The organism is Brevibacillus sp. FSL K6-0770 (genome assembly GCF_038000275.1).
Classification (GTDB): domain Bacteria; phylum Bacillota; class Bacilli; order Brevibacillales; family Brevibacillaceae; genus Brevibacillus; species Brevibacillus parabrevis.
Map to the genome: position 1 here is coordinate 5,039,888 of NZ_JBBOBQ010000001.1, position 25,241 is coordinate 5,065,128.

Consider the following 25,241-nt stretch of genomic DNA (forward strand, 5'->3'; position numbering starts at 1 on the left):
TACTAGAATCACCTATTCCCTGGTACATGAAAGAAAGGAGCACGCTTATTTTGTGGACGCGCCGCCTGTTGTTTTTCGCCCTCGCCGGACTGGCCTTGCCCAGCTTTGTACACGCTGCCGCTCCCCAATCTGCCAAACCCGCCACTCCCAACCCGGAGCAGGTCATCGGCTGGATCAATGCGAGCGCAAAAAATCTTGTCGCCTTGCCAAATTTTGATTTTCAACTGGCGAATCTGGACGATGACGCGGATTGGGAGATCGTCGCCAAACAAAATTCTACGGTACACCTCGGAACGTTTTACATCCTCGATCAAAAAGCGGATCGCACCTATTCGCTCGTCGCGGAAAAACCGTGGAACGTCCCGCACCTGCAACTGGAACGGTGGGACTTTTCCAGCGAGCGCAACCACCCGCAGCTTGATCCGCACGCTTCAGACGACTCTGCGGAAGTGGCGGGAAAACGCTTGTTTGAAACGGTTGACCATACAGGCGGAACCGGAATATCTGCCTATGAAGCCCATCTCTGGTACATGGAAAAAGGCAAGCTGGTCGAGGCCTGGAGCGGTGTTTTGAAGCAAACCTCATCCGTGCCAGGCGGTCAACTTTTCCAGACGCTTGGCAACTACCAGCAGCTTACTGACGACGAGCAGCACCCTGCACTCTACTATTGGACGACGGAACAGGAGCTTGACCCGGATACAGGCAGCCCGCTCTCTGGCAAATCGTCAACCAGGCTGCAAGTATACCGCTTTGAAAACGAGGCATTCACTCTCGCGCCCTGACGCTTTTCGCCACAGATGCACAAAGCCGCACTCCCGGTCGATCAAAGGGAATGCGGCTCTTTTTTTCATCTTACTGCTTATCGTTTCAGCTTGTCCGGCCGCGGTGATTTGAGCGACTGCAAGCACATGTAACAAATGACGCCAAACAAAATCGTGATGATCATCGAGTGAAGCAACGTCGCGTAGAGGTGGAGCTGGAACAAGACGACGAAGCCGCCGCTGAACACTTGAGCGATGACCAGCACAAAAGCGAGGATGCTCGCCCCGTACAGATCGCGACGCGTTTGTTTGAAATGACGGATAGCGTAGATCATCGTTGCCAACAGCACAATCGCCAGCACCAGCGCCCCCAGCCTGTGTGCGAATTGAATGCCGATCTGCCCGGACAGCTCGGGAATGATTTGCCCCTCGCACAGTGGCCAGTCACTACAAGCCATGCTGGAGCCGGTATGTCTGACGTACGCTCCCAGGTAGACCACTCCGTACGTGTAGGCTGCCACAGCCCAAATCCAGTTGCGGAATCCTCTCGGGGCTTTTGCCTGCACCATGCTCGCCATTTTGTCGCGCTGCAACACGAACCCGGTCAAAAGGAACACGCCCGTGAAGGCCAGAAGCGAAAATCCGAAGTGCAGAGCCAGGACGGACGACGACTGCGGCCAGATCACCGCGGAAGCGCCGAGAATGGACTCCAGCACGATAAAAAACAAACCGAACAGGGCGAGATTGCGCACTTCCTGATTGCCCCGGTAATGACGCCAGCAAAGTACGGAGAAAACGATTACCACAATGCCTGCCACGCCTGTTATCAGCCGATGCATGTATTCAATGATTGAAGCCAAGGTATACTCCGGAACCCATTTCCCATTACAGAGCGGCCAGTCGTTTCCACAGCCCAGGCCCGAATCCGTTTTGGTCACAAGCGACCCGGCGATCATGACGATAAACATGACGAGAGTAGCAAGAACGGCTAGAGGTTTCAGCCATTTTTCCATAGTGAATACACCCTATTTCTTGTGATGTTTGAGACTCTCGGTGAAGCAGCCTCTTAACTGTTGCCCTCTCTAACATTAATGAAACATCCCCTGCTAAGCAAGGGATGTTCCGTGAACATTTGGTGAGTGTTTCGTGTCAATAATGGTACACCATTGTGCTGATGACAATGACGGCGCAAAAGACTGTCAAATACAGAATCGAGTAGCCGAAAAGCTTGCGCGCCCACGCCAGATCATCCTTGGCTTTGAAGCCTTGGAACAGCAGCACCATGTACACGATTCCCATCAAGCCCATGACAGCCAGGTAAACATAACCAACGCTTCCATGGATAAAGAGCAGCAACGAAGCCGGGAACAGGACAGATCCCCACAAAACCATTTGCCGCTTCGTTTCTGCGAAGCCTTTGACAACTGGCAGCATAGGCAGATTGCCTGCGCGGTATTCCTCGGTTTTCAGCATCGCCAGCGCAAGGAAGTGCGGCGGCTGCCACAGGAACAAAATCAGGAAAAGCAGCCACGCTGCCGGGTCCATGCTGTTCGTTACAGCAACCCAGCCGATTACAGGCGGAGCCGCACCGGAAATCCCGCCAATGACCGTGTTCAATGTGGTCACGCGTTTGAGCGGAGTGTAAATCAACACGTAGAAAATATGACCGATCAATCCCCAAACAGCAGCCAGCGGATTGGCGAATACGGCGAGCACCGCAAGACCTGCGAGCAGCAAGCCGATCCCCAAGAGGATGGCCGTGCGTGGCGCGATGCGCCCTGCTGCAAGCGCACGCCCTTTGGTACGCTTCATTTTTTTGTCCAAATCACGGTCGTAGTAGTTGTTTAACGTCGCACCCGACATGATCACCAAAGCTGTACCAATCATGGTGAAAATCGCTAGTTTCCAGTCTGGAAAACCGTAAGATGCCATCCATAGGGCAGCAAAGGTAGTCATCAGGTTGGACATGGTAATCCCAGGCTTTGTCAGTTCTACGTAGTCCCGAAAAGTCGCCGGCTCTCCCGGTTGTGCGTGCAGGGGTGTCTCGCTGTTAAGCGATTCCTGCATTGTCACTTGCTGGTCCACGTTTTGTACCTCCTGTCTGAATCTATCTGAACATGCGAATATCCGAATGAAGAACTAACTTCCATTGTATCGAAAGCAAAAGAAGCTAGTCAACTTGAAAAGCGCCCAAGCTACTTTCCAAAAATAACATCCAGAACGCCAGCCGTTTCCCCGCCCGGATAGATGATATACAGCAGAGTGTACACCGTAGCTCCGGTAATGGCGGTCACAAACCAGACGATCGACGTCCACGGCCCGATTTTGCGGTGGGCGGCAATGTTGTTCTTGTAGGCGTGTCTGAGCGTGATCAGCCCCATGACTCCCCCTACGGTTGCCAGCACGATGTGAAAGACGAGAAACGTCTGATAGATTGGCTTCAAGCTGTCCGGCCCGCCGAAATGAGTATTCCCGACAAAAGCCGTTCTGGATACATACGTGATGAAGAAGATCGTCGCACAGATGGCGGCCCACTTCATGATCTTCATGTGCTTATCAATTTGTTTCTTCGCGACCGCATACCAGCCACAAGCGACAAGAATACCGCTGATGACGATAAACGACGTGCTTATCGTAGGCAGCAAGATGGACATTTCTACACCTCATTCAAATAATCTATCTATATTTTTATACCCGGCCTTCATCCATCGTCGGCGTTTTTCTCAGCAGGGCAACCGCGGGCTGCTCATCCATCGGCAGGTCTTCCTGCTTCTCCTGCTTATACCAGTGGTAGAAAACGTAGGCGAGCACGGAACCATACACAAGCTCTTGCACCAGTTTCATGATGATTCCACCAAGTCGCTGGTCACTGAACGTGTCGAGGCTCGGGAACAGTTGCGGAGCCGAGATGTACGTCGCATACAAAGGATCGGACGCGAAAATAATCAACGCACAGGCAGGGGTAATCAGCACCCCGTTGGCAAAAATGTACGTCAATTTTTTTAATCCCGCCAACTGTCTCTTGCTGTCGGACAATGGACTGACAATCGGCCACCACATAGCGAAAGCAGCGAAAATCAAGACGACATGGTAGACTGTCATCCACTCGTGATTAAGAGCCGCTGCATCAAATATAAACGGTATATGGTAGAACGAAAACAGCGTGTTGAACAATAATGCCGCTACCAGCGGGTGAGTAACCGCGCGAAGAATCGCTTTGAGCGGCCGTGGCTGAAAGATTTTTTCCAAAAGCCACTCCGGCATCGCCAAGAGCACAATCGGAGGCAGGGCAAAATACAAAATGGACTGCTGCAGCATGTGCAGGCTGAACAAGTAATGATGGCCATAATAGCTGATCGGGCTTCCTTGTGCCGCGTAAAACAGCAGCAAGCCAAAGACAAACAGCAGCTTTTGCTTTGCTGTCGCCGTGGTGGCATGTTCAAAACGCTTGTGCATGGGACCCGTTACCAGGAAATATACCGTGGCAATTAAAAGAGTGAAGAGCATCACGTCGGGACTCCACAAATCTGAAAAGGATGCCCCCGTGTTCATCGCTGACAGCTCGTGTTGATGCTGACCCATTCATATCCTCCCTTCGAGCTGAGCTTTATCTCGATTTGAATTTTTTTACATTCTAATCTACCTAATAAGGGTGCCCTCTATACAATCTCCATTATACCGTTGATTGCCTGCTTCTTTGATAAGAAAAATGAACAAAGTGTTGACAAATGCTTTGGCAAAAAAAAGAAGACCAGATCTCCTCTGGTCCCCTTGTAAAACGCGGTCTGGACTACACTCCGAAAGAAACGAATTTCGTCTCCAAATACTCATCCATACCGTAGCGTCCACCTTCGCGTCCGATGCCGCTTTCCTTGAATCCGCCAAACGGAGCTTGCGTCTGGGTCGGCGATCCGTCGTTGATGCCGACGATGCCGTACTCCAGCTGCTCTGCCATCCGGAAGCAGCGCTGGTTGTCACGCGTGTACACGTAAGCAGCCAGACCGTAGCGCGTATCGTTTGCCTGGCGCACGACGTCTGCTTCGTCTGAGAAACGAACGAGCGGAACAACTGGTCCAAACGTTTCTTCATTTGCGATTTTCATCTCGTCGGTCACACCGGAGATAACGGTAGGCTCGCAATAGAAGCCATTTGCGTAGTCGCCTTCTGTCAGACGGTTGCCGCCGTATACGATTTGACCGCCTTTTCCTTTCGCGTCCTCAATGTGCTCCAGCACTTTGGAAAGCGCGCGCTCGTTCACCAACGGTCCGATTTCGGTTTCCTTCAGTCGTCCGTCTCCCACTTTGGCCCGCTTCAGACGCTCGACCAATTTCTCGGTAAAGGCGTCGGCTACATCTTCGTGAACATACAGCCGATTCGTGCAAATGCACATTTGGCCGGAGTTGCGGAACTTGCTCTCAAACAGTCCTTTTACTGCCGCATCCAGATCGGCGTCAGGGAAGACGATGAATGGCGCGTGGCCGCCCAGCTCCATGCTGACGCGCTTCACTTGCTTCGCCGCTCCTTCCATCAGCAGCTTGCCGACGCGAGTGGAGCCTGTGAAGCCGATTTTGCTCAGCTTTGGATTCTCGATAAACTCTTGGCCGATCGACTCCGGCTTGCCGATGACGAGGTTGACGACCCCTTTTGGAAAACCAGCCTTCTCGATCAGTTCAAACAAGCGAATGGCAGACAGCGGCGTCGCTTCCGCCGGCTTCAAGACTACTGTGCAACCGGCTGCCAGTGCAGGGGCGATTTTGCGTGCGACCATGTTCACCGGGAAGTTCCACGGTGTAATCGCGCCGACCACACCTACAGGCTGACGGAGCACCATGATGCGCTTGTTCGGCACGGACGAAGGGATCGTCTCTCCGTAAACGCGCTTCGCTTCTTCCGCATACCAGACGAAGTTGTCCGCTGCACCCAGCACTTCGCCTTTTGCTTCGCCAAGCGGTTTGCCCATTTCCGCAGAAATGATGCCTGCCAGCTCGTCACGGCTCTGTTTGACCAGTTCGGACAAGTTGTACAAATACTTGGAGCGCTCGCGAGCAGTCAAACGGGACCAGCTTCCAAAAGCCTCATGTGCAGCGTCAATCGCTTTTTGGGCATCGCGGGAATCTCCAAAAGCAGCGCTTCCCACGACTTCGCCCGTCGCCGGATTCACGATTTGAATCGATTCGCCGCTCTCGGCAGAAACCCACTCTCCATTGATATACATTTGCTTGTACTCTCCCATGACTATCGCTCCTCTCACTCTCTTCAATAAATTGGCTTTAGCGCCTCAAACGGATTTTTGCAATGCCGGCAATACAAAATGCTGCGGCATGCGGCAGGGCCAAACAAGTTGTCAATTTGCGTATAAGGGGAGTCACAGTAAGGACAGGACACTTCCCATGTATCTCCCGGTTTGAAATCGATTGGCGGAGGAGCAATGCCGAAGCTCTTTAGCTTCCCTCTCGCCTCTGGCACGATACGATCGGACGTCCAGGCGGGATCGTAGACAAACTGAACCTCCACCTTGCTGATTCCGTCCGCCTCTACCAGCTTCGCTGCGATATTTTTTTTCATGATTTCCAGCGCAGGACATCCGACAAAAGTAGGGAGCACGTCGACATGCGCGACATCGTCCTCTACCCGCACCTTGTGGATCATCCCCATCTCTACCATGCTTATGACCGGAATCTCCGGATCAGTCACTTGCTGTAGCAGTTCCCAGCATGTCGCTTCCAGCCCGTCATGTACATGCATTCCTTCTTGCGCCATGCAGATCACCCTTTCTACCAGCCCGCGGCCGGATCGATGCGATATACTTCCGACAAGGTAGCCAAAGCTTGTGCAAGCTCAGGCGTATGCTGACCGTGACGACCGCGCTGCTCAGGCACTCCCGGCTCACCCGCCCACACGAGGCCCGCTTTTTCAAAAATGCCCTGAGTCAATGTGAGCCACTTCTGTTTCAACTCGCCTTCGCCGGCAATCAGCCCACAGCGGACGATCGCGTCGGCGTTCGCACCGAGCTGATAAAGCTCGCCTGCATCCTTCCATACTTTCTCAATCGCAGCTTCCAGTCTTTTCCGCGCTTCGTCTGTACTGTTGGCCAACTGCGTGAGCCAAACTTGCCAGTGCATCAGATGGTAGCGATGCTCCGTCATCATTTTGCGGCTGACCAGTGCCAGCGGTGTGTACGATGATTGGAGCAAAGACTCCAAGCGAACCTGTTTGTACAGTCCGTACACATAGCTGCGGACAATCGCATACGCCCAGTCATAGTGAGGGTCGGTGTTGTAGTCGCCTTCCCCGTTTTTTCGCTCGACCAAAATCGCATTGCGGAACGCATCTGCTTCCCGAAGCTGTGCGAGATCGTCCGCCTTGCCTACTCCGAGCTGTTCCAGCATCTCGTAAAACATCACGGCATGACCCATCATGTCCTGCGACATCGAAGAAAACGCGACGTCCTCCTCGATGTGCGGAGCCAGCCCGAGCCATTCCGAACCGCGATAGGCGAGAATGAAATCGTCGTCAGCAAGCTGGAACAGCAAATCAGTCAAGGCTTGCGCGTATTCCGGGTTTTGTTTTGCCGCTTCTGTTGTTTCTACTTGTGAAAAGTCGCCCATGATTGTATCCCCTCCTGCTTAGCTGCCGCTTTCCGCATGCTTTTGTTTTTCTTCGTACTGCTCTCTGTGATGGCGCCATCTTGCCTGCAAGTCGCCATAGCCTCGCGTCTCCCGGTAGCTCTTGTTGTCGAGCCGCTCCAAAAACGGACGCTCTTCCGGCGACAAGCCGTAAATATCGTCGCGCTTCACCACCCAGATGTTAAAACAAGTCTCGCGGCGCAGGAAGTTTTCTCTCGCCATCGCGAGCGCAACTTCCTTGTTTGGAGCCAAGAGGCTGAACTGATGGACAAATGATGAGCTGACACTTCTTTGACTGAATACTTCGTAAATGAAAAAGTCGTCTCTGACTTCTGTTTCCTTGTTCATATCCATTCACCTACCCTACGTGGCGGCCGTACGACATGATTGCGTCGCGCACCCATTTTGTTTCTTCATACGATGTTTCCCTAAGATTCAGACGATGAGCAGAGCGCGGGCCGTTCCCCTTGACGATCTGCTTGAACTGTTCCCAATCCGGTTGCTGATACACCCATTGGTCTTTTTCTTCATCGAAGTGAATCGTCTCATCCGGCACAGTGAAGCCGAGGTGGAAAATGCGTGGCAAATACTTTTTCAAAAACACTTGCCGCAGTTCCTCATTCGTCTGCGTGCGAATCTTGTAACGCATGTTGGCGGATTGGTTGCTCGTAATCGTACCGTTCTCAGGCGGTCCGAAGAACATCAAAAGCGATGGCCACCAGCGCGTAATCGCTTCTTGCAGCATCTGGCGCTGTTCCTCCGTGCCCTCTGCCAGCTCCAGGACGATGCTCTCGCCGTGCTGCGCATGGAATTTCTCCTCGGCGCAAATCCGGTGCAGCGCCCGCGCATACGGCGCATAAGATGTATCGAGCGACATGGACTGGGTAATGATAGCCGCTCCGTCCACCAGCCAGCCGATTACCCCTGCATCTGCCCAGGTTGGCGCTTCCATGTGGAACACATTGTGAAATTTCAGTCTTTTTGCAAACAAGTCATTCATCAAGTCTTCGCGCGTCTTGCCAAGCGGCGCCAGCAAATCTTCCGCTACCCGCAGCAAAAGCTGCCCGTGTCCCATCTCATCCTGCACCTTCGCCATGATCGCCAGCTTGCGGCGCAACGTCGGTGCCTTGGGTACCCATTCCTTTTCCGGCAAAGCCCCCATGATTTCGCTGATGCCGTGCATCGAAATCAGCTTGATCAGCTGGTTGCGATAGTCGTCTGGCATCCAGTCGTCCGCTTCGATTTTTCCTCCGCGGTCGATTTTCGCTAAAAACGCTTCCATTTTTTCGTTTTCGGTCAGATCAGAACGTTCCATCTGTGTTTGCATGGAGAATACCTCCTTATTAGCCGTTGTCCATTATGTTAAAATCATACTACGTTTTTATAACGTTATAATAACATAACGTCATACGTTTTAGCAATATCCTTCCGCCTGGAACCTTTGCTTATTCCATCCGCCCGGACAGGACGGCCGCCTTTTTCAGCTGTTCTGCCATATGCCGCAGCTCTTGCATGACAGCGTCCAGCTCCTGAATGCGCGTAGATTGTTGCAGGCTGTGATTCAGCGTCTTTTCCATCTCGCCTGACACGGTGCCGACAAGGGCGTTCATCTCGTCGAGAATGCGAAAAATGTCCTTTGCCGACGTCGAGGTCGTCTGCGACAACTGGCGAATCTCTTCAGCGACGACAGAAAAGCCCCGGCCTGCCGCTCCGGCTCGCGCTGCCTCCAGGACGGCATTCAACCCAAGCACATTGGAACGGGTGGAAATGTTGCGAATCAGCTCATTGATCTGCGTCGTCTCCGCGATTTTCACTTCCATTTGTCCTGCCGCATCGCTCAGCGTATGGCTGGCCTGCGCGAGATGATCGGCGTCTTTTGCCAGGCTTTCCGTATGTACCGCAATGTTTTCCAAGGCGTTCGTCAAATTTTCCGCCAAGCCGCGCAGCCTGTCCTCCTGATCGGTCGTGACCCCTGTAGCCAGACAGCCCACTACTTGCCCCTTTTCCACGATTGGATAACCGACGGCAATATACGGAATGCCGTAAAGCTCCTTGGAGATCTTCTTCACCACCCGCTTGTTTTCCGCAATCGCCGTGGCATTGATGCTCCCCTGGCGCAGCGGGTCCCCGACTTTGATGCCCAGATTGAGTCCATGCGCCGGATAGTAAGCGAGAAACTTCTCCCGGTCGGTCACTCCGACCATGCAATCGAACAAAAAAGCCTTTTGCAAAATGGGGGCAACCATCAGCACGCTGTTTAACAGTTGAGACATGTATTTACCTCCTGACCAAGGGACGAAAACGGCTATTCTCTTCGCATCCGTCACGTTTGCGAAAAGAACAGCCATCGTCTCCACCTGCATCATCGATTGAATTACTTCACAATCTGGAATTTGCCGCCCTTCACTTCGACCATGATCATGCTGTCTTCCGTCAGTCCGTTGTGATCGTCATTCGAGAAGGTAAATTCCCCGGTAACTCCCACGTACTTCACTTTTTCCAAAACTTCGCCTAGCTTGGAAGCGTCGCCGCCTGCTTGCTTCAACCCTTCCACGAGCAGGTTCAGACCGTCGTAGCCGTATCCGGCAAAACCGTCCGGCTGCGAGCTGTACGCTGCTTGATAGCCTTCTGCGAACTTTTTGATGACCGCTGCTTGCGGGTCGTTTGCATCTACCTGATCCGGCACCAGCAGTTTGCCTGCTACCATCAGGACACCTTCACCCGCATCGCCCACCAGCTCCAAAAACTTGCTGTTGGCTGAACCGTGGCTGCTGATGATCGGAATCGTCATATTGAGCTGTTTCGCTTCCTTCACAATCGTAGCCGGGCCAGGGTTCGTTCCTGCGACGATCAGCGCCTGTGCATCCGTTCCTTTGATCTTGGTCAACTGGGAGCTCATGGACGGGTCCTTCGTGCCGTACTTCTCTTCCGCTACGATCGTAATGCCGTATTCAGGCGCGTACTTTTGCAATTGCGTTGTCCAGCCGCTTCCGTACGGATTGCTGTCGTTGAGCGTCGCGATTTTGGTAATGCCTTTTTCTTTCAAGTATTTGAAAATGCGCTTCGTGCCGTGTACATCGGTATGCGGTGTTTTGAAAATGCCTGCGCGCACCGGATTGGTAATCTGATCCGCTGCTGCCATCGAAATCAGCGGCAGCTTCTCAGTTGCGGCAAATTCGGCCATGCCGAGAGATGGTCCGCTGCCGGAGGAGCCGAGGACAGCGACTACTTTTTCTTTGGAAACCAGCTTCTTGATCGCTTTCACAGCTTCCGTGTTATCCGACTTGTCGTCCTCAAACACGACTTCGACCGGGCGGCCATTCACTCCGCCTGCTCCGTTGATTTCTTTGACGAGCAGCTCAACGGCTTGCTTCTCCGGTACCCCAAGCGGGCTGTTCGGGCCAGTCAGAGAGAAAATCGCCCCGACTTTGATTGGTTCCCCGCTGGCGCCACCTGTTGCCGCCGTCTGTCCGCCCCCTGCTTCTGCCGCTGGCTTCGCGCCGCCGCCACAGGCGCTGAGCAAGACGAGTGAAGCAATCGCTACCGGATACAGCCACTTGCGAAACGTTCCTTTTTTCATGGATAAGCCCCCTTGAGTATCTATCTTTTTATCAATGTCAAACCGCTTCGTGGGAGTGTCCCAGATAAGCAGATTGCACACGCGGATCGTTGCTGATTTCCTCAGCACTGCCTTCCAGCATCACTTCGCCTGTACTCAACACATAAGCCCTGTCGGAAATCGCCAGCGCAGCGCGAGCGTTTTGCTCAACCAACAACACGGTTGTACCCCACTCGGAGCGAATCTCCTGAACGATCGTCAATATTTCCTTGGCAATCAGCGGTGCCAAGCCAAGCGAAGGCTCGTCCAGGAGCAACAATTGCGGCCTGGATAAAAGCGCCCGTCCGATCGCCAGCATTTGCTGCTGTCCGCCAGATAGCGTTCCCCCCAGTTGCCATTTCCGCTCTGCCAAAATCGGAAAGCGCTCGTAAACGGTCTGCATTTCTTTGGCGATCTCTTTTTTGCTCGTTTTGGGCATGCGGTGGGAAGCGCCCAGCCACAAATTGTCCTCGACGGTGAGCGTGGAGAAAATTTGTCGGCGCTCCGGCACATGCGCCATCCCGCGCGGCACGACAAGCTCGGCCGGGATTCCGGTGATGTCGGCATCGCGAAACCAGATCTTCCCTTCTTTCGCTCCGTGCAGACCGCAGATGCAATTCAACAGCGTCGTTTTGCCAGCGCCGTTTGCCCCGAGCAGCGAGACGATCTCTCCTTCGTTCACTTGCATCGTAATTCCGTGCAGCACTTCTACAGGACCGTAGCGAGCCGTGACGCCGTCCACTTTCAAGATCGTTTTTCCCATCGTTTTCCCCCCTACTCCTCTTCCGTTCCCAGATAAGCCGCGATGACGCGAGGATTTTCCTGGATTTCACGCGGGGTTCCTTCCGCAATTTTCGTTCCCTGATCGAGAACCACGATGCGGTCGGCGATGGTCATAATCATGTCCATGTCGTGCTCCACCAGCAAAATCGCCGTTCCGCTGTCGCGAATCTCGCAAAACATCCGGCTCATTTCCGCTGTCTCCGTATGGTTCAAGCCAGCCGCAGGCTCATCGAGGAGCAACAGCCTTGGCCCTGCGACCATCGCCCGGGCAATTTCCATCAGCCTCAGCTTGCCGTAGGGCAAACTTCCCGCCAGCCGCTGGGATTCCGTCGCCAGCCCCACTTGCCCGAGCCAGGCATGTGCCTTTTGCTCCATCAGCTTCTCTTCTTTTTTGGCCTTGCCCAAATTCATGCCGCAGGAGAACAGGCTGGAGCTTGTCTTCGTATGCATCCCGACCATGACGTTCTCCAATACTGTCATGTCGTCAAACGTCTGGAGATTTTGAAAAGTTCGGGTAATGCCCAGCCCGGCGTATTCATAGCCCGGCACCTTCGTCATCGGCTTGCTCGCAAAGCGAATTTCGCCAGCGGACGGAGGAATGACGCCGGACACCATGTTGAGCACCGTGCTTTTGCCTGCTCCGTTCGGGCCGATCAGCGCCAAAATTTCGCCTTCGCGCACTTGAAAATCAACCTGATTGACTGCACGCACCCCGCCGAAATCGCGGGACAGCTCTTGTACTTCCAAAAGGGTCGTCATGTTGCCGCCTTCCTTTCCACTCGCTCACCAGACTGTGCTTTGACAGCAGCTTCCTTTGCCTTTTTGGCTTGCGCTTTTTCATAGACGGAACGAATACGCGGCACCAGACCTTCCGGCATAAACATGACAATCAAGACGAGTATGCCGCCGAAAACAATCGTATCGACATCGCCCTGCAAGCCCGGGATGACTTCGCTGAGCAAAATCAGTCCCTCGCTGATAAAGCCGATCAGTACCGTGCCAATCAACGCTCCCCATATGCTCGTCATCCCGCCGATGACAACCATCGTGAGAAATTTGATCGACTCGTGCAGTCCAAAAGGCTGCGGATCGAGTATCCCCATGTAGTGAGCGTACAGACCGCCGGAAATTCCGGCGAACATGCCGCTGACGACGAAAGCGTTCAGCTTGAACTTGCTCACGTCAATTCCCATTGAGGTTGCGGCAATCTCACTCTTGTGAATCGCCCGAAACGCTCTGCCTACCCGCGAATGCAGCAGGTTGAGCGAGAACAGGAGCACACAAGTAACGACCGCCCAGATCAGATAGTACATGGACAGCTCGCTGCCTCCGAAGAACGGAACCTGCGGGATGCTGATCATCCCGCTCGCGCCCCCGGTGACTGGCTCCCATTCGGTAATCCCGATCTGGACGATATAGCCGAATGCCAGCGTCGCCATCGCGAGATAGTAGCCTTGCAACCCCGCTATCGCTCGTCCGAGAATGAAGGCAAACAACCCAGGAACAATTGCCGAGGCGATGAGGCCGACGAATGGCGACAGCCCGTATTTGGTCGTCAACACCGCGGAAGTGTAAGCGCCGATTCCCCAAAAGGCTGCTTGTCCGAGCGAAATTTGTCCAGCCAGCCCCATCACCAGGCACAGCCCGATCGTCACGATGGCATGCAGCCCGATAATAATGCCGACGGAACGGTAATACTCATCTGGCATCACAAACGGGAAAACGATCATCAAAGCGACGTAAATTCCGAAGCCTTTTCCCCATTTTTGCAACAACTGCTTCATCTATAGCCCTCCTTTCCCCACGCTGCGCTCTCCGAAGAGTCCGGATGGCTTCACCAGGAGCATGCCGATCAAGACCAGAAACGCGATGGCGTCCTTCATCCCGGAGCTGACGTATCCGGCTCCAAGCGACTCGACAATCCCGAGCAAAAAGGCAGCCACAGCCGCGCCAAGCGGATTGCCCAACCCGCCGAGAATCGCGGCGGAAAAGCCTTTGATTCCAAGCAGCACACCGATGTCGTAGGAGGTCACGCTCAGCGGTGCGATGACGATTCCGGCAACAGCTCCGGTGGCTCCGCTGATGGCGAAGGCGAGCATGCTCATCTTCGTTGGAGAAATCCCCATCAGGCGGGCTGCCATCGGATTGACCGAACAGGCGTTGATTTTTTTCCCGAGAATCGTCTTTTCCATCAAATACCAGAGGAGAAACAAAATGATAAGGACAGCAGCCAAAATCCAAACGCTTTGCGTCGCGATCGTCACGCCCCCGAACGAGAGGGGTTCGTTGCTTGTAATCGGCTCCAGCGCAAAAGCATCCTTGCCCCAAATAAAGCTGGCGATCCCGCGGATTAAGGTGGAAATTCCTATTGTCAAAATTATCAAACTAATAGGACTAGCTTTTTTCACATAATCAATGACATATTTCTGCATGATGATTCCGATTGCCGTTACTGCCAGAATGGCAAGCAATGCTGCGAGTCCGTAAGGCAAATTCATCCCGATCAAAGCTACCGTAACCATTCCGCCGAGCATCAAAAACTCACCCTGTGCGAGATTGATGACCTTGCTCACGTTGTAAATCGTGATGAAGCCTACGGCAACAATCGCATAAATGCCGCCACTGACGAGGCCGTTTGCGACATACTGCAACAGTTCCGTCATATTCGTGCTGTACCCCCTCTTGTTTCGCGCCTTAACCGCTACCATCTAAAACGCTTACATTTTAATTAATGGAAATATTATTGAAGAAGAAATGCCCTAGCTTGTCACTAGGGCGCTTTCTTCGTAGCAACCGCTTAATGCACAGGTGCAACTTCATACACCGTCTCGAAGAATCGAACTGCCCCTGGATTTAATCGTTGATAATAGTTTTGGAACAATTGATCCGCCTCTTTGCCTAGCCACAGTTCCGGAAGCAGCTCCTGCGGCAAGTCCGGGTCGATAAACAAAAACTTGCGATATTCATGGACGAGCTTCGTCTTTTCCACAAAGCAGTGGCTGTCTGGCACTTCCTCGCCACTGTCTATTTTCGCGGATAGCTGCTCGAATTGTTCGCGGTAGTTGTCAATGAACTCTTTGTACTTCTCGTTGATTTCAGCGATGTTCCAGCACTTTTGCACCAATTGCTTCGGATCGCTCCAGCCCAGATGCTGCGCGCTGAAAATTTCTACATGGTCGGTGATTTCATGCGCCTCGGTCAACTCTTTCACCCGGTCTGCGAGATTGTTCGGGCTGATCCACGTGCTCGTCGTCAGCATCCCGAAGCCCATCCACCCCAGTTCCTTGCGCAGCTGATCCCGCAACGCGCGGCGTTCCTCCGGTATGTTGTAGCTGGCGATGCACCATTTTCCGTCCCAGACATCTGTCTCGACTTTATAAATGCGGGCTGCCGCTTCCTCCAGCCGTTTTTTCCCACGTTCGGATACCGAGTAGTAGCTCTTGTTTCCTACTTTCCTGGATTCCAGCCAGCCTTGGCGGAGCATCCTGGAAATGGCGGCGCGAACAGCCGGTTCGGACAGACCAAATTCTCCCATGAGCCGTGTCAGGCTGCCGATCCAGATCTCGCTCCCGTAATGGCGAACATATTCTCCATAAATCGTAAAAAGCATGGATTGTGGCTTCACGTTCTTCAACCCCCAAATCGATTCATACCTTTATGCTGTGAAATTGTACCATATTCTCTAGAAGGTGCGTGAATCGTTTGAGAGTATGACGATAAAATCGTATAACGTAATTTTAACGTTATTATATTAAAACATTTTAAAAGAGTCAATTTATTCTGTACAATTATTTTCCGCAGCGATTTCTGCCTGGAGCGCTTCAAAGCGCCGCCTGATTTCGTGCTTGTTGAAAATCGCCTGGGTAAACGAACCGACCCCGACGCGATTCCGGGCGGTGTCGGCTGTCACCTCGCACACCACCCGATTTTTCGTGACTTCCTGGCACACGGCTTTGAAGGTCACCACTTGACCCGCTACCGCCGGACCGACATGGCGGATATCCACAGCGAAGCCGGAGCCTTCCTCATCCGCTTCCAAATAAGGCAAAATCACCTGACGCCCTGCCCATTCCATGTAGTAGATCATGCTGACCGTCGACATGACCGGATGCACAACCTCCCCTGCAAACTTGGGCAGCATGTCCTCTGTGACGACCACCGTAAATTCGGCAGTCGTCCCTGGCTTCAGTCCTTCCTTCACGCACATGCACCTCTCGTCACGCGTGATTGCTTTCTACACGCGCTCAATAATCGTCGCGATTCCCTGGCCCACGCCGATACACATGGCAGCCAGACCATAGCGAGCTTCCCTGCGCTCCATCTCGTACAAAAGCGTGGTCAGGATACGTGCGCCACTAGCTCCGAGCGGATGCCCCAAAGCAATCGCGCCGCCATTGACATTGACCAGATCAGGATTGACTCCCAGCTCTTGCACGCAAGCTACCGCTTGTGCGGCAAAAGCTTCGTTAAATTCAAACAGGTCGATATCGGCAAGCGACAGTCCCGCCTGCTTCAACGCCTTGTGCGTAGCCGGAATCGGCCCAATCCCCATGACAGAAGGATCAACGCCTGCCACTGCGGAAGCGACGATGCGGGCGCGCGGTTTAAGCCCAGCAGCCAAAGCCGCCTTTTGCTCCATGATAAGCAGGGCGCTTGCCCCATCGTTCAAACCGCTGGAATTGCCCGCCGTAACGGTGCCGTTTGCCTGAAAAGCTGGCTTGAGCTTTTGCAGTTGCTCTATCGTCGTCTCCGGGCGAGCGTGTTCGTCGCGGTCAAACAGCGTGACATCCCCTTTGCGCCCTCTCAGCTCGACAGGCACAATCTCTGCTGCCCATTTTCCTTCCGCCAGTGCTCTCGCGTAGTTTTGCTGGCTTCGCAGCGCAAACTCGTCCTGCGCTTCGCGGCTGATCCCGTATTGCTCGGCAACCTTTTCGGCTGTTTCGCCCAAGCTGATCGGCGGATACAGCTCGTTCATTTTATCGTTCACCAGCCGCCAGCCGAGCGTCGTGTCCACCAGTTGCTGATTTCCGCGCTGAAAAGCCGCTCCAGGCTTCATCATGACCAAAGGTGCGCGCGTCATGCTCTCCAGTCCGCCGGCAATGTACACTTCGCCAGCGCCTGCCTTGATCGCGTTCGCGCTTTGGTTCACGGCTTCCAGCCCAGAGCCGCACAAACGGTTGACAGTCACGCCAGACACTTCGACAGGCAAGCCAGCCAAAAGCAGCGACATCCGCGCCACGTTGCGGTTATCCTCGCCCGCCTGATTGGCGCACCCCATCATGACATCGTCAATCGTTCCTACATCAAGCGGATTTCGTTCCAGCAATTTTTGGATAACCAAAGCGCCCAGATCATCCGGGCGCACCTCTTTCAATGCTCCGCCAATCCGTCCGATCGGTGTGCGTATCGCATCGATAATGACAGGTGTATTCATCTTCCACTCCTCCAGTACAGTAGGACATCCCGATTCATCTACAACGCTTCGACCAGCGTAGCCAGTCCCTGTCCGCCCCCGATGCACAGCGAAACGATTCCGTATTTCTTTTTGCGGCGGCGCAGCTCGTACAGGAGCGTGCCTGCCAGACGAGCGCCGCTCATGCCGAGCGGGTGGCCCAAGGCGATGGCACCGCCGTTCACATTGGTCTTCTCTGGGTCAAGCCCCAGCTCGCGCATGCAGGCGAGCGACTGGGAGGCAAAAGCTTCATTCAGTTCAAACAGATCAATGTCTTCGACAGACAGCTTGACCTCGGCGAGCAGCTTGCGGATGGCTGCGACTGGTCCTATGCCCATAATGCGCGGGTCGACGCCAGCGCAAGCAAAATGCACGATGCGTCCCAAAGGCGCGGTACCCGAACGCTTCAACATTTCCTCATTCATGAGCAAAAGAGCCGCCGCGCCATCGTTGATCCCGGAGGAGTTGCCTGCGGTCACGCTGCCGTTTTTGCGAAAAGCAGGGCGCAGCTTGGCAAGCGACTCCACACTGGAATCGCGGCGCGGGAACTCATCTGTATCAAACAGCGTTTCTTCGCCTTTTTTTCCTCGCAAAACTACCGGGATGATTTCTTCCTTGAACAAGCCGGCATCGATCGCCGCGATAGCACGTCTCTGGCTTTCGGCAGCAAACAAATCTTGATCCTCGCGGCTGATGCCGAACTTTTCGGCAACGTTTTCCGCCGTATCGCCCATGGTCAAATCTCCGTAGAGCGACACAGGCGCAGAGCGCGGGCCGCCGAACGATTCCATCAGCGTCTGTGCCCCGCGCTGGTACGGCTGCTCGAATTTCTCCATGATGTACGGCGAGCGCGTCAAATTTTCTACTCCGCCCGCAAGCATCGCCTGGCTGTGTCCGGTCTGGATGGACTGTGCAGCCAGATTGAGCGCTTCCAATCCGGAGGCGCAGACCCGGTTCACTGTCAGTCCCGGCACGCTCTCCGGCAACCCTGCTTTCAACAGACCTACGCGCGCGATATTGATGAACGGCCCCGCGGAAATGACGTTCCCCATAATGACTCCGTCGATAGCATCGCCTGTTTGCCCTGCCTGCGCCAAGGCGCCATTCAGCACGAGCGCAGTCAAATCATCCATAGGCGTATGCTTCAGACTGCCCCCGAGCTTGCCGATCGGCGTGCGAACGGCGGCAGCTACGTATACGTCGTTTCTGTTCATCGTCATGCCTTCGCCTCCGCCTTGCTTTCGTATGCGTAAAAACCTTGCCCGCTGCGTACGCCGACTCGCCCCGCCAGCACGAGCTTGCGCAGCAGCGGAGCTGTACGGTAGCGCTCTTCCGCGAGGTCGCGCTGCAAGCCTCTGGAAATCGCATAAATCTCGTCCAATCCGATGCGATCCGCCCATTCCAGCGGACCATACGGATAGTTGGTGCCTTTTTTCATGGCAATATCAATATCGCGGGCAGTCGCCGCCTTTTCCATCAGCGTAAAAGCCGCTTCATTAATAATCAGGGAAAGAATGCGCGGGAAAACCAGCCCGACCTCGTCGTTGACGGCTTCCGTTTCTTTGCCAAGCGACTGGAAAAAAGCTTCCGCTGCTTGCAGCGTCTTCGCTTCTGTTTGCAGCGCCGGAGCAAGCTCAATCAGCTCCCGCTCCACCAGCGGAACCAGCGTGCCGAACCCGCACACCCGCTCGGGATGCTTCGTCCAGGAAGCGACCTCTGTCGCCGTGATCGCAAGCGAAGTCGTGAGAATCGGCACATCAGGGGCAAGCAAGCTGTCCAACTGGCGAATCTCCTCAGCCTTTTGCTCTAAATCGAGATTGCTGACCTCCACTGCGAACGCCACCGCCGCAGAATTTGTGGCGGCTTGCGCCAGGGACAGCACTTGATATCCTTTTTCTGCAAAAAGTTGGTGCAGCTCTGCAAAAAGCGGGCTTGTGCCCGTCAGCACGACCGCCTTATTTGTCATAGTCATAGAAGCCTTCCCCCGTCTTTCTGCCCAAGCTGCCGGCCTGAACCATCCGCTGCTGAATCCGGCTGGGCTTAAATCGTCCTTCATGGAAGAAGTCGGTGTACACCGATTCCGTTGTGGCAAAATTGATGTCGATGCCGATCATGTCCTGCAACTCAAACGGACCCATTTTGAAGCTGCCTGCGCGTTTCATGATTCGGTCGATCTGCTCTACCTCTGCCACATGGTCGCCCAAAATGCGCAACGCCTCGTTATAGTACGGACGCGCGATGCGATTGACGATAAATCCGGGCGTGTCTGTCACCAGCACGGGCACCTTGCCCAGTTCTGTTGCGAAGCGATACGCCGCCTGCACGTTGTCTTCGCTCGATTTTTTGCCGCGGATTACTTCGACGAGCGGCATGACTGGCGCAGGATTGAAAAAATGAAACCCGAGAATGCGCTCGGGATGAGGAAGCCCTCCAGCAATTTGCGTAATGGAAATGGAGGAAGTATTGGTCAGCAAAAGCGCGTCCGGTCTGCAAATGCGGCTTAGCTCGCTGAAAATGCCCTTTTTCAAATCGAGCCGCTCCGGCACGGCTTCGATGACAATATCGCACGCCGCCAGTTGTTCCATCTCTGATACGAGCTTTGCCCTGTCCAGCATGTCCGCTTTTTCCTGCTCGCTGATTTTGCCTTTTTCCACATCTTTTCCCGTGATCGATTGCAAGTAGGTCAGCGCTTTGTCCAAAACCGCCTGATTGGCATCCAAAAGCACGACCTGATGTCCTTTGCGAATGCAAACGAGAGCAATCCCCGCTCCCATCGTGCCCGCACCGATAACGCCTACTGTTTTTGTATTCACTAGACTTGTGCCTCCCTTCGCCTAACGACCCGTAAAACGGGGAGCGCGTTTTTCCATGAAGGCCGCTACCCCTTCCTTGTGATCGGCTGTGCTGCCCGCAGCCTCTTGTGCGTAGGCTTCGTAGGCCAACGTCTCTTCCAGTCCCATTTCCAGCCCTTTGTACATCGCGCGCTTGATCAGCCCGATGGCTCTCGTCGGCAAGGCAGCCAGCTTGCGCGCATAGGCGAGGGCATCTTCCATAAAGCTCTCTGCCGGATACACCTGATTGACGAGTCCGATGCCGAGAGCCTCTTGTGCCGATACTTTTTCTCCGGTCATCGCCAGTTCCAGCGCCTTGCCGATTCCGACGATGCGCGGCAGGAAGTAGCAACCGCCCGAGTCTGGAACAAGTCCGATGCCCACGAACGCATTGACAAAAGACGCTTTTTCCGAAGCCAAGCGAATATCGCAAGCGAGCGCCACACTCATGCCCGCTCCTGCTGCCACGCCGTTAACTGCCGCAACAATCGGCTTCTCCGTTTTGTGCATCTGCAAAATCATCGGATTGTAACGCTCGCGTAAAAATCCGCCGAAATCCACGTCTCCGCCAGAAACTTCGCTCAGGTCCTGTCCGGCATTGAAAGCCCGGCCTGCGCCTGTGAGCAAAATGCAGCGAACAGCGTCATCCTTTTGCGCCTGTTTGAGCGCCGCAATGATTTCCTTGTGCATGACTTCTGTAAAAGCGTTGAATTTATCCGGTCGATTCAAGGTGACAATCGCTACGCCTTCTGACACTTCATACAGAATCGTTTCGTACATGGCCGCCTCCTAATTACCCGTAAACCGGGGTTTGCGCTTGTTCAGGAAAGCTTGCATTCCTTCCTTGCGATCCTCGCTGGCGAGCAGCAAATAAAAGCCGTTGCGTTCATAGTCCATGCCCTCGGCAAGCGGCAAATCCTCGGCTTTGTGCACCGCCTTTTTGATCACCTGTACAGCGAGCGGAGGCTGGACGGCAATTTGCTTCGCCAGCTTGAGCGCTTCCTGAAAATACGCCTCCACTGGCACGACGCGATTGACCAGCCCGTAGCGCAACGCTTCTTTGGCCGATATCGGTTCTCCCGTCAGCAGCATTTCCATTGCCTTGCGCATTCCCACCGCACGGGTCAGCCGCTGCGTTCCGCCCGCTCCCGGCATGACGCCAAGCTTGATTTCCGGCTGGCCGATGACGGCTGTCTCCGAAGCGATGACGATATCGCAGTTCATCATCAGTTCACAGCCGCCGCCCAGCACGAAGCCGCTGACAGCGCCGATGATCGGCTTGGAAATAAGCGACATGCGATCCCAGACGGCAAACTGGTCGCGCTTCATGATCTCGATAGCGGACGCCTCTGCCATTTCGTTGATGTCCGCTCCCGCTGCGAACGCTTTGTCATTGCCCGTCAGCACAATCACGCGAATGTCCGGGTCCCGATCCAGCCGTTCCAGCTCGGCGACCAGTTCATCAATCAACTGCAAATTCAATGCGTTAAGAATCTTCGGTCGATTCAAGGTAATAATACCGATACCGTCTTCGCTGGCCGTTTTGATATATTCGTAAGCCATGCGCTGTTCACACCCTTTTTCGCAGGTAGTCGAGTCGATAGGAAACTCGCCAGCTAGATCGCTGCCTGGGCTTTGCCCCGATTGTCCACAATGCGAATCGCCTTTCCTTCGCTGCGCGTCAAGGAATTTGGTTGTTGAATCCGCAGCACGACAGACACACCCAATGTATTTTTGATCATATGCCCTATCTCTTTTACAAGATGCGACAACGCAGCGCTTTCATTTCCACTGATTTCACTGGCGTACTTCTCGGTCAGCTCGCAGTGCACCTCAAAGCGATCCAATGCCCCGTCGCGCTCGATCACTACCTGATAGTGCGGAGCCAACTGGTTAAAGGTCAGCAAAACAGACTCGATCTCGGTCGGGAACACATTGACACCGCGAATGATGAGCATATCGTCTACACGGCCTTTGATGCGGGACATGCGCATGGTGGTGCGGCCACACTTACAGGGTTCCGGGTTGAGCGATGCGATATCTCCTGTGCGATAACGAATGACAGGGAATGCTTCTTTCGTCAGGGAAGTGAAGACAAGCTCGCCTTCTTGTCCATGCGGCAGCACTTCACCTGTATTCGGATCGATGATTTCTGCGTAGAAATGATCTTCCGCAATGTGCAAGCCATCCTGGGCCTCGTGGCATTCGATCGATACGCCCGGTCCCATGACCTCGCTCAATCCGTAAATGTCCACCGCCTTGATGTCGAGCGCTTCTTCGAGCTGAACGCGCATTTCCTCCGACCATGGCTCGGCCCCGAAAATGCCGTACTTCACGCTTGTCTCCCGCGGGTTGATGCCTTGCTTTTTCATTTCTTCGACGATGTTGAGCACGTAAGACGGAGTGGCTGCGATCCCGCGTGGCTGGAAGTCCTCAATTAGTGTAATTTGCCGGGAAGTATTGCCCCCGGATACAGGAACCGCTACCGCGCCCATGTGCTCGATTCCGTTATGCAGGCCAAGACCGCCCGTAAACAGGCCGTAACCGTAAGCGTTGTGGAAAATATCCCCTGGCTGACCGCCCGCACAGCAAATGGCGCGCGCGACGATTTCCGCCCAGTTTTCCAGGTCTTTCTTCGTGTAGCCTACAACAGTCGGCTTGCCTTTTGTGCCGGACGAACCGTGAATGCGCGCTACTTCCTTCATGTCCACAGCGAACAGCTTGAACGGATAATTTTCCCGCAGATCGGTTTTTTTCATGAACGGCAGCTTCTGAATGTCTTCGATGGACTGGATATCTTCCGGTTTTACGCCTGCTTCGTCAAAAGCTTTTTGATGAAAAGGCACTCGTTCGTAGACGCGCGCCACCGTTTCTTTCAAACGCTCCACTTGAAGCTTGGTCAGCTCTTCTCTTGACAACGTTTCCATTTCTGTATTAAAGATCATGCCGTTTCCCTCATTCCGTCACGTTATGTCTTTGTAGCTATCGCCTATTCTCCCTTGAACACAGGCTTTCTTTTTTCGCGGAAAGCTTCCAGCGCTTCCAGGCGGTCTTTCGTTGGGATAATGACTTCATAGCACATCGTTTCCACGTCCAGCCCTGTTTGCAAATCGACGCTGCTTCCGCGGTCGATGGCCGCCTTTGCCTGATAGACGGCGAGCGGTGCGTTGCCGAGAATCTCTTGGGCCAGCCCCATTGCCAGCTCCAGCAATTGTTCCCCGTCTTGCGCAACTCCATTCAATATCCCCAAGCGGCAAGCTTCATTCGCCTGAATGCGCCGGGCTGTCAAAATCAGTTCCTTCGCCTTCGCCGGACTGATCAAACGCGACAGACGCTGCGTTCCGCCCGCTCCGGGAATGATGCCCAGACTGACCTCGGTCAGCCCCATTTTCGCTTCCTCCACGGCGTAGCGGAAATCACAAGCGAGCGCTAGTTCAAATCCACCACCGAAAGCGAAGCCGTTGATCAACGCGATCGTCGGCTGCGGCAATCGTTCCAGCGCGGTGAACACATCGCGAATTTTGCGGACGTTTCTGCGGACTTGCTGTTCGTTCAGCGTGCGCCGCTCTTTCAAATCAGCTCCTGCGCAAAACGCCCGGCCTTCGCCTTTTATCAGCAGCACCCGAATGTCTTTTGAATCAAGCCGCACTTGTTCAATCAGATCACCCAGCCGCTCCAATGTAGCGTAGTTCAGTGCATTCAGCTCATCCGGACGGTTGAGCGTGATGATCGCCACATGACCGTCTCGTTCAAAGCGAACCGTTTCTTCCACTTCTATCCCCTCCTCGTGCAACCATACTCTTTAGCTTCGATTGGGATTGACCCGCGCATACGTTCCCGTGGCAAAAGCAACGAGCTTGCCGTCACAGGTGACGCGCGCCTCCATAATGATCAGGCTCTTGCCCTGCTTCAAAACGCGAGACTCAGCTTCCAGCCTCTCCCCACGGGCAGGGTACAAATATTGAATTTTGCTCTCTACCGTAACGCATTGCTGCACGCCGTCTACATGTGGCGCAGCTCCATGTCCCATCGCTACGTCAGCCAACGTCGCCGTCACGCCACCATGTACGACCCCATCTATGCTGTTGAACAGTTCAGGGCGAATTTTCAGTGCTACCTTGCAGCCCTGCTCATCTCGGTGTACGACTTCTATGCCCAGGTAGTGATTGAATCGATTGCGGATTTCCACTGTCATCCTCTCGCCCCCGTGTCTGGTATCCTCGTGAAACAGGGAAAGGAGCCTGTGCACGCGGCATTCGGCTTCCTTTCTCCGTTTTGTGTGTGCATTTGGTTATTCCTTGTCGTCCAGCGAAATGAAGTATTCATTTTTCCGATAAGCCAGTGCGTCCAATGTCGCTACCAGGCCGTGCTCGGATTCGACGCGGATGCGGTACCAGGCTGTCCGGTTGTTCTTCTTCTCTTCCGTAGCCGTTGCCACAAGCCGGTTTCCTTTCATTGCTGCGGCCAAAAATCCGATGTTCATCGAGAGCGCAACAGATGTTTTTCCGTAGGAGTTACAGGCTGCGGCAAAAACAAAATCAGCCAGGGAGAAAATGATGGCGCCGTGCGCTGTACCGTGCGCATTCAACATATGATCGGCCACCGTCACCTCTGCTGTCGCAGTCCCCTCGCCAAGCTCGATCAGCTTGACTCCCAAAAACTGGGCGAACTGGTCTTGTTTCAGCTTTTCGCAAATCTCGTCGTAATGTTTATGATGCAGCTCGCGCTCGTCAACAAACGATTTTGTTCCCATACGTTAAACCACTTCGGCAAAATGCATGGACACTACTTGGCCTGCAAATCCGCGCAAGTCTTTGCCTGCTGCACGCCCCTCTGGAGATGACAACGCTTCCAACAAGGCTTCCTTCGTTTCAAAGTACATTTCTGCGAGCAGATGCAGATCGGATTCGCCCATCGGCGTGCCGTATACTTTGCTTACCTCCATCTTGATCAAGCCAGGCATTTTCTCAGCGAGTGCAGCGTGCACTTCAAAATAGTGCTTGTCAAAAGCCTCGATATCTTCCGGCTTGCGATAAATTGCCACCAATTTCACCATTGCGATCCCTGCTTTCATTCATTTATTTTCACAAAATATGTGACGGCTTAATAATATAACGTTATTTTAACGCATGTTGATATTTTTATTATATAAAGCCTTGTAGATAGGTGCAAGTATTTTTCAAAAAGCGG

The 25,241-nt window shown here is 53.9% G+C and carries 29 protein-coding genes; 1 reads left to right on the forward strand and 28 read right to left on the reverse strand.

Annotated elements, in window-relative coordinates; translation table 11 throughout:
• Window positions 1-50 precede the first annotated feature (50 nt).
• The gene (locus NST23_RS23945; RefSeq protein ID WP_340964709.1) at window positions 51-782 is read left to right on the forward strand and encodes a hypothetical protein; all 732 of its coding nucleotides are present in this window, start codon (window positions 51-53) and stop codon (window positions 780-782) included.
• A 77-nt stretch (window positions 783-859) separates the two neighbouring features.
• On the opposite strand, the gene NST23_RS23950 is transcribed toward NST23_RS23945, so the two are convergent.
• From NST23_RS23950 to NST23_RS24085, 28 genes are all read right to left on the reverse strand, one after another.
• Window positions 860-1,774, reverse strand: coding sequence for a COX15/CtaA family protein (locus NST23_RS23950; RefSeq protein ID WP_122964334.1), 915 nt, complete (start codon window positions 1,772-1,774; stop codon window positions 860-862).
• Between the two features lie 136 nt (window positions 1,775-1,910).
• Window positions 1,911-2,846 (reverse strand): heme o synthase, encoded by a 936-nt coding sequence (gene cyoE, locus NST23_RS23955; RefSeq protein WP_122964333.1) that lies wholly within the window; start codon window positions 2,844-2,846, stop codon window positions 1,911-1,913.
• Between the two features lie 110 nt (window positions 2,847-2,956).
• Entirely contained in the window at window positions 2,957-3,415 is a 459-nt protein-coding gene (locus NST23_RS23960) for a DUF420 domain-containing protein (protein WP_122964332.1), read from the reverse strand.
• A gap of 34 nt (window positions 3,416-3,449) precedes the next feature.
• Window positions 3,450-4,343, reverse strand: coding sequence for a cytochrome c oxidase assembly protein (locus tag NST23_RS23965; protein ID WP_122964331.1), 894 nt, complete (start codon window positions 4,341-4,343; stop codon window positions 3,450-3,452).
• Between the two features lie 208 nt (window positions 4,344-4,551).
• Complete coding sequence (locus tag NST23_RS23970; protein ID WP_173596659.1) at window positions 4,552-5,994, reverse strand: NAD-dependent succinate-semialdehyde dehydrogenase; 1,443 nt, start codon at window positions 5,992-5,994, stop codon at window positions 4,552-4,554.
• 23 nt (window positions 5,995-6,017) lie between these two features.
• Window positions 6,018-6,521 carry a 1,2-phenylacetyl-CoA epoxidase subunit PaaD gene (paaD, locus tag NST23_RS23975; protein WP_063230860.1) on the reverse strand — a complete coding sequence of 168 codons (504 nt, stop codon included), beginning with the start codon at window positions 6,519-6,521 and terminating at the stop codon, window positions 6,018-6,020.
• Between the two features lie 14 nt (window positions 6,522-6,535).
• A complete protein-coding gene (gene paaC, locus NST23_RS23980; protein WP_173596658.1) occupies window positions 6,536-7,369 on the reverse strand; it encodes a 1,2-phenylacetyl-CoA epoxidase subunit PaaC in 834 nt (277 codons plus the stop codon).
• Between the two features lie 18 nt (window positions 7,370-7,387).
• A complete protein-coding gene (gene paaB, locus NST23_RS23985) occupies window positions 7,388-7,735 on the reverse strand; it encodes a 1,2-phenylacetyl-CoA epoxidase subunit PaaB (RefSeq protein ID WP_063230858.1) in 348 nt (115 codons plus the stop codon).
• Window positions 7,736-7,745: 10 nt separating this feature from the next.
• Window positions 7,746-8,714 (reverse strand): 1,2-phenylacetyl-CoA epoxidase subunit PaaA, encoded by a 969-nt coding sequence (paaA, locus tag NST23_RS23990; RefSeq protein WP_122964328.1) that lies wholly within the window; start codon window positions 8,712-8,714, stop codon window positions 7,746-7,748.
• Window positions 8,715-8,832: 118 nt separating this feature from the next.
• Window positions 8,833-9,660, reverse strand: coding sequence for a methyl-accepting chemotaxis protein (locus NST23_RS23995; RefSeq protein WP_122964327.1), 828 nt, complete (start codon window positions 9,658-9,660; stop codon window positions 8,833-8,835).
• Window positions 9,661-9,761: 101 nt separating this feature from the next.
• The gene (locus NST23_RS24000) at window positions 9,762-10,967 is read right to left on the reverse strand and encodes an ABC transporter substrate-binding protein (RefSeq protein ID WP_122964326.1); all 1,206 of its coding nucleotides are present in this window, start codon (window positions 10,965-10,967) and stop codon (window positions 9,762-9,764) included.
• A 37-nt stretch (window positions 10,968-11,004) separates the two neighbouring features.
• Window positions 11,005-11,748 carry an ABC transporter ATP-binding protein gene (locus tag NST23_RS24005; protein WP_122964325.1) on the reverse strand — a complete coding sequence of 248 codons (744 nt, stop codon included), beginning with the start codon at window positions 11,746-11,748 and terminating at the stop codon, window positions 11,005-11,007.
• A gap of 11 nt (window positions 11,749-11,759) precedes the next feature.
• Complete coding sequence (locus NST23_RS24010) at window positions 11,760-12,527, reverse strand: ABC transporter ATP-binding protein (protein ID WP_122964324.1); 768 nt, start codon at window positions 12,525-12,527, stop codon at window positions 11,760-11,762.
• Window positions 12,524-13,552 carry a branched-chain amino acid ABC transporter permease gene (locus NST23_RS24015; protein ID WP_122964323.1) on the reverse strand — a complete coding sequence of 343 codons (1,029 nt, stop codon included), beginning with the start codon at window positions 13,550-13,552 and terminating at the stop codon, window positions 12,524-12,526. The genes NST23_RS24010 and NST23_RS24015 overlap by 4 nt, the downstream gene beginning before the upstream one ends.
• Window positions 13,553-14,431 carry a branched-chain amino acid ABC transporter permease gene (locus NST23_RS24020; RefSeq protein ID WP_063230851.1) on the reverse strand — a complete coding sequence of 293 codons (879 nt, stop codon included), beginning with the start codon at window positions 14,429-14,431 and terminating at the stop codon, window positions 13,553-13,555.
• Window positions 14,432-14,565: 134 nt separating this feature from the next.
• On the reverse strand, window positions 14,566-15,393 hold the full coding sequence (paaX, locus tag NST23_RS24025) for a phenylacetic acid degradation operon negative regulatory protein PaaX (RefSeq protein WP_122964322.1): 828 nt from the start codon (window positions 15,391-15,393) through the stop codon (window positions 14,566-14,568).
• A gap of 150 nt (window positions 15,394-15,543) precedes the next feature.
• Window positions 15,544-15,969 (reverse strand): thioesterase family protein, encoded by a 426-nt coding sequence (locus NST23_RS24030; RefSeq protein WP_122964321.1) that lies wholly within the window; start codon window positions 15,967-15,969, stop codon window positions 15,544-15,546.
• Between the two features lie 33 nt (window positions 15,970-16,002).
• Entirely contained in the window at window positions 16,003-17,202 is a 1,200-nt protein-coding gene (locus tag NST23_RS24035; RefSeq protein ID WP_122964320.1) for a thiolase family protein, read from the reverse strand.
• Window positions 17,203-17,240: 38 nt separating this feature from the next.
• On the reverse strand, window positions 17,241-18,440 hold the full coding sequence (locus NST23_RS24040) for a thiolase family protein (protein ID WP_122964319.1): 1,200 nt from the start codon (window positions 18,438-18,440) through the stop codon (window positions 17,241-17,243).
• Window positions 18,437-19,192, reverse strand: a complete 756-nt coding sequence (locus NST23_RS24045; protein WP_122964318.1) for a 3-hydroxyacyl-CoA dehydrogenase family protein — start codon at window positions 19,190-19,192, stop codon at window positions 18,437-18,439. The genes NST23_RS24040 and NST23_RS24045 overlap by 4 nt, the downstream gene beginning before the upstream one ends.
• Window positions 19,176-20,033, reverse strand: a complete 858-nt coding sequence (locus NST23_RS24050) for a 3-hydroxyacyl-CoA dehydrogenase family protein (RefSeq protein WP_340964711.1) — start codon at window positions 20,031-20,033, stop codon at window positions 19,176-19,178. The genes NST23_RS24045 and NST23_RS24050 overlap by 17 nt, the downstream gene beginning before the upstream one ends.
• A gap of 21 nt (window positions 20,034-20,054) precedes the next feature.
• Entirely contained in the window at window positions 20,055-20,831 is a 777-nt protein-coding gene (locus NST23_RS24055) for an enoyl-CoA hydratase-related protein (protein WP_122964316.1), read from the reverse strand.
• Between the two features lie 9 nt (window positions 20,832-20,840).
• Window positions 20,841-21,614: an enoyl-CoA hydratase-related protein gene (locus NST23_RS24060; RefSeq protein ID WP_122964315.1), complete on the reverse strand. Its 774-nt coding sequence runs from the start codon at window positions 21,612-21,614 to the stop codon at window positions 20,841-20,843.
• A 53-nt stretch (window positions 21,615-21,667) separates the two neighbouring features.
• Window positions 21,668-22,996, reverse strand: coding sequence for a phenylacetate--CoA ligase PaaK (gene paaK, locus NST23_RS24065; RefSeq protein ID WP_063230842.1), 1,329 nt, complete (start codon window positions 22,994-22,996; stop codon window positions 21,668-21,670).
• 44 nt (window positions 22,997-23,040) lie between these two features.
• Window positions 23,041-23,823 carry an enoyl-CoA hydratase-related protein gene (locus NST23_RS24070; protein WP_063230841.1) on the reverse strand — a complete coding sequence of 261 codons (783 nt, stop codon included), beginning with the start codon at window positions 23,821-23,823 and terminating at the stop codon, window positions 23,041-23,043.
• Window positions 23,824-23,853: 30 nt separating this feature from the next.
• A complete protein-coding gene (locus NST23_RS24075; RefSeq protein WP_063230840.1) occupies window positions 23,854-24,246 on the reverse strand; it encodes a PaaI family thioesterase in 393 nt (130 codons plus the stop codon).
• A gap of 96 nt (window positions 24,247-24,342) precedes the next feature.
• The gene (locus NST23_RS24080; RefSeq protein WP_063230839.1) at window positions 24,343-24,804 is read right to left on the reverse strand and encodes a hotdog fold thioesterase; all 462 of its coding nucleotides are present in this window, start codon (window positions 24,802-24,804) and stop codon (window positions 24,343-24,345) included.
• Window positions 24,805-24,807: 3 nt separating this feature from the next.
• The gene (locus NST23_RS24085) at window positions 24,808-25,107 is read right to left on the reverse strand and encodes an EthD family reductase (protein ID WP_122964313.1); all 300 of its coding nucleotides are present in this window, start codon (window positions 25,105-25,107) and stop codon (window positions 24,808-24,810) included.
• Window positions 25,108-25,241: the final 134 nt, after the last annotated feature.

What these genes read in the sequence shown, in the direction of transcription:
- NST23_RS23950 (WP_122964334.1), bottom strand. Translation starts at nt 1,774, where the DNA reads ATGGAAAAATGGCTGAAACCTCTAGCCGTTCTTGCTACTCTCGTCATG.
- NST23_RS23960 (WP_122964332.1), bottom strand. Translation starts at nt 3,415, where the DNA reads ATGTCCATCTTGCTGCCTACGATAAGCACGTCGTTTATCGTCATCAGC.
- NST23_RS23965 (WP_122964331.1), bottom strand. Translation starts at nt 4,343, where the DNA reads ATGGGTCAGCATCAACACGAGCTGTCAGCGATGAACACGGGGGCATCC.
- NST23_RS23970 (WP_173596659.1), bottom strand. Translation starts at nt 5,994, where the DNA reads ATGGGAGAGTACAAGCAAATGTATATCAATGGAGAGTGGGTTTCTGCC.
- paaD (WP_063230860.1), bottom strand. Translation starts at nt 6,521, where the DNA reads ATGGCGCAAGAAGGAATGCATGTACATGACGGGCTGGAAGCGACATGC.
- paaC (WP_173596658.1), bottom strand. Translation starts at nt 7,369, where the DNA reads ATGGGCGACTTTTCACAAGTAGAAACAACAGAAGCGGCAAAACAAAAC.
- paaB (WP_063230858.1), bottom strand. Translation starts at nt 7,735, where the DNA reads ATGAACAAGGAAACAGAAGTCAGAGACGACTTTTTCATTTACGAAGTA.
- paaA (WP_122964328.1), bottom strand. Translation starts at nt 8,714, where the DNA reads ATGCAAACACAGATGGAACGTTCTGATCTGACCGAAAACGAAAAAATG.
- NST23_RS23995 (WP_122964327.1), bottom strand. Translation starts at nt 9,660, where the DNA reads ATGTCTCAACTGTTAAACAGCGTGCTGATGGTTGCCCCCATTTTGCAA.
- NST23_RS24000 (WP_122964326.1), bottom strand. Translation starts at nt 10,967, where the DNA reads ATGAAAAAAGGAACGTTTCGCAAGTGGCTGTATCCGGTAGCGATTGCT.
- NST23_RS24005 (WP_122964325.1), bottom strand. Translation starts at nt 11,748, where the DNA reads ATGGGAAAAACGATCTTGAAAGTGGACGGCGTCACGGCTCGCTACGGT.
- NST23_RS24010 (WP_122964324.1), bottom strand. Translation starts at nt 12,527, where the DNA reads ATGACGACCCTTTTGGAAGTACAAGAGCTGTCCCGCGATTTCGGCGGG.
- NST23_RS24015 (WP_122964323.1), bottom strand. Translation starts at nt 13,552, where the DNA reads ATGAAGCAGTTGTTGCAAAAATGGGGAAAAGGCTTCGGAATTTACGTC.
- NST23_RS24020 (WP_063230851.1), bottom strand. Translation starts at nt 14,431, where the DNA reads ATGACGGAACTGTTGCAGTATGTCGCAAACGGCCTCGTCAGTGGCGGC.
- NST23_RS24035 (WP_122964320.1), bottom strand. Translation starts at nt 17,202, where the DNA reads ATGAATACACCTGTCATTATCGATGCGATACGCACACCGATCGGACGG.
- NST23_RS24040 (WP_122964319.1), bottom strand. Translation starts at nt 18,440, where the DNA reads ATGACGATGAACAGAAACGACGTATACGTAGCTGCCGCCGTTCGCACG.
- NST23_RS24045 (WP_122964318.1), bottom strand. Translation starts at nt 19,192, where the DNA reads ATGACTATGACAAATAAGGCGGTCGTGCTGACGGGCACAAGCCCGCTT.
- NST23_RS24055 (WP_122964316.1), bottom strand. Translation starts at nt 20,831, where the DNA reads ATGTACGAAACGATTCTGTATGAAGTGTCAGAAGGCGTAGCGATTGTC.
- NST23_RS24060 (WP_122964315.1), bottom strand. Translation starts at nt 21,614, where the DNA reads ATGGCTTACGAATATATCAAAACGGCCAGCGAAGACGGTATCGGTATT.
- paaK (WP_063230842.1), bottom strand. Translation starts at nt 22,996, where the DNA reads ATGATCTTTAATACAGAAATGGAAACGTTGTCAAGAGAAGAGCTGACC.
- NST23_RS24075 (WP_063230840.1), bottom strand. Translation starts at nt 24,246, where the DNA reads ATGACAGTGGAAATCCGCAATCGATTCAATCACTACCTGGGCATAGAA.
- NST23_RS24080 (WP_063230839.1), bottom strand. Translation starts at nt 24,804, where the DNA reads ATGGGAACAAAATCGTTTGTTGACGAGCGCGAGCTGCATCATAAACAT.
- NST23_RS24085 (WP_122964313.1), bottom strand. Translation starts at nt 25,107, where the DNA reads ATGGTGAAATTGGTGGCAATTTATCGCAAGCCGGAAGATATCGAGGCT.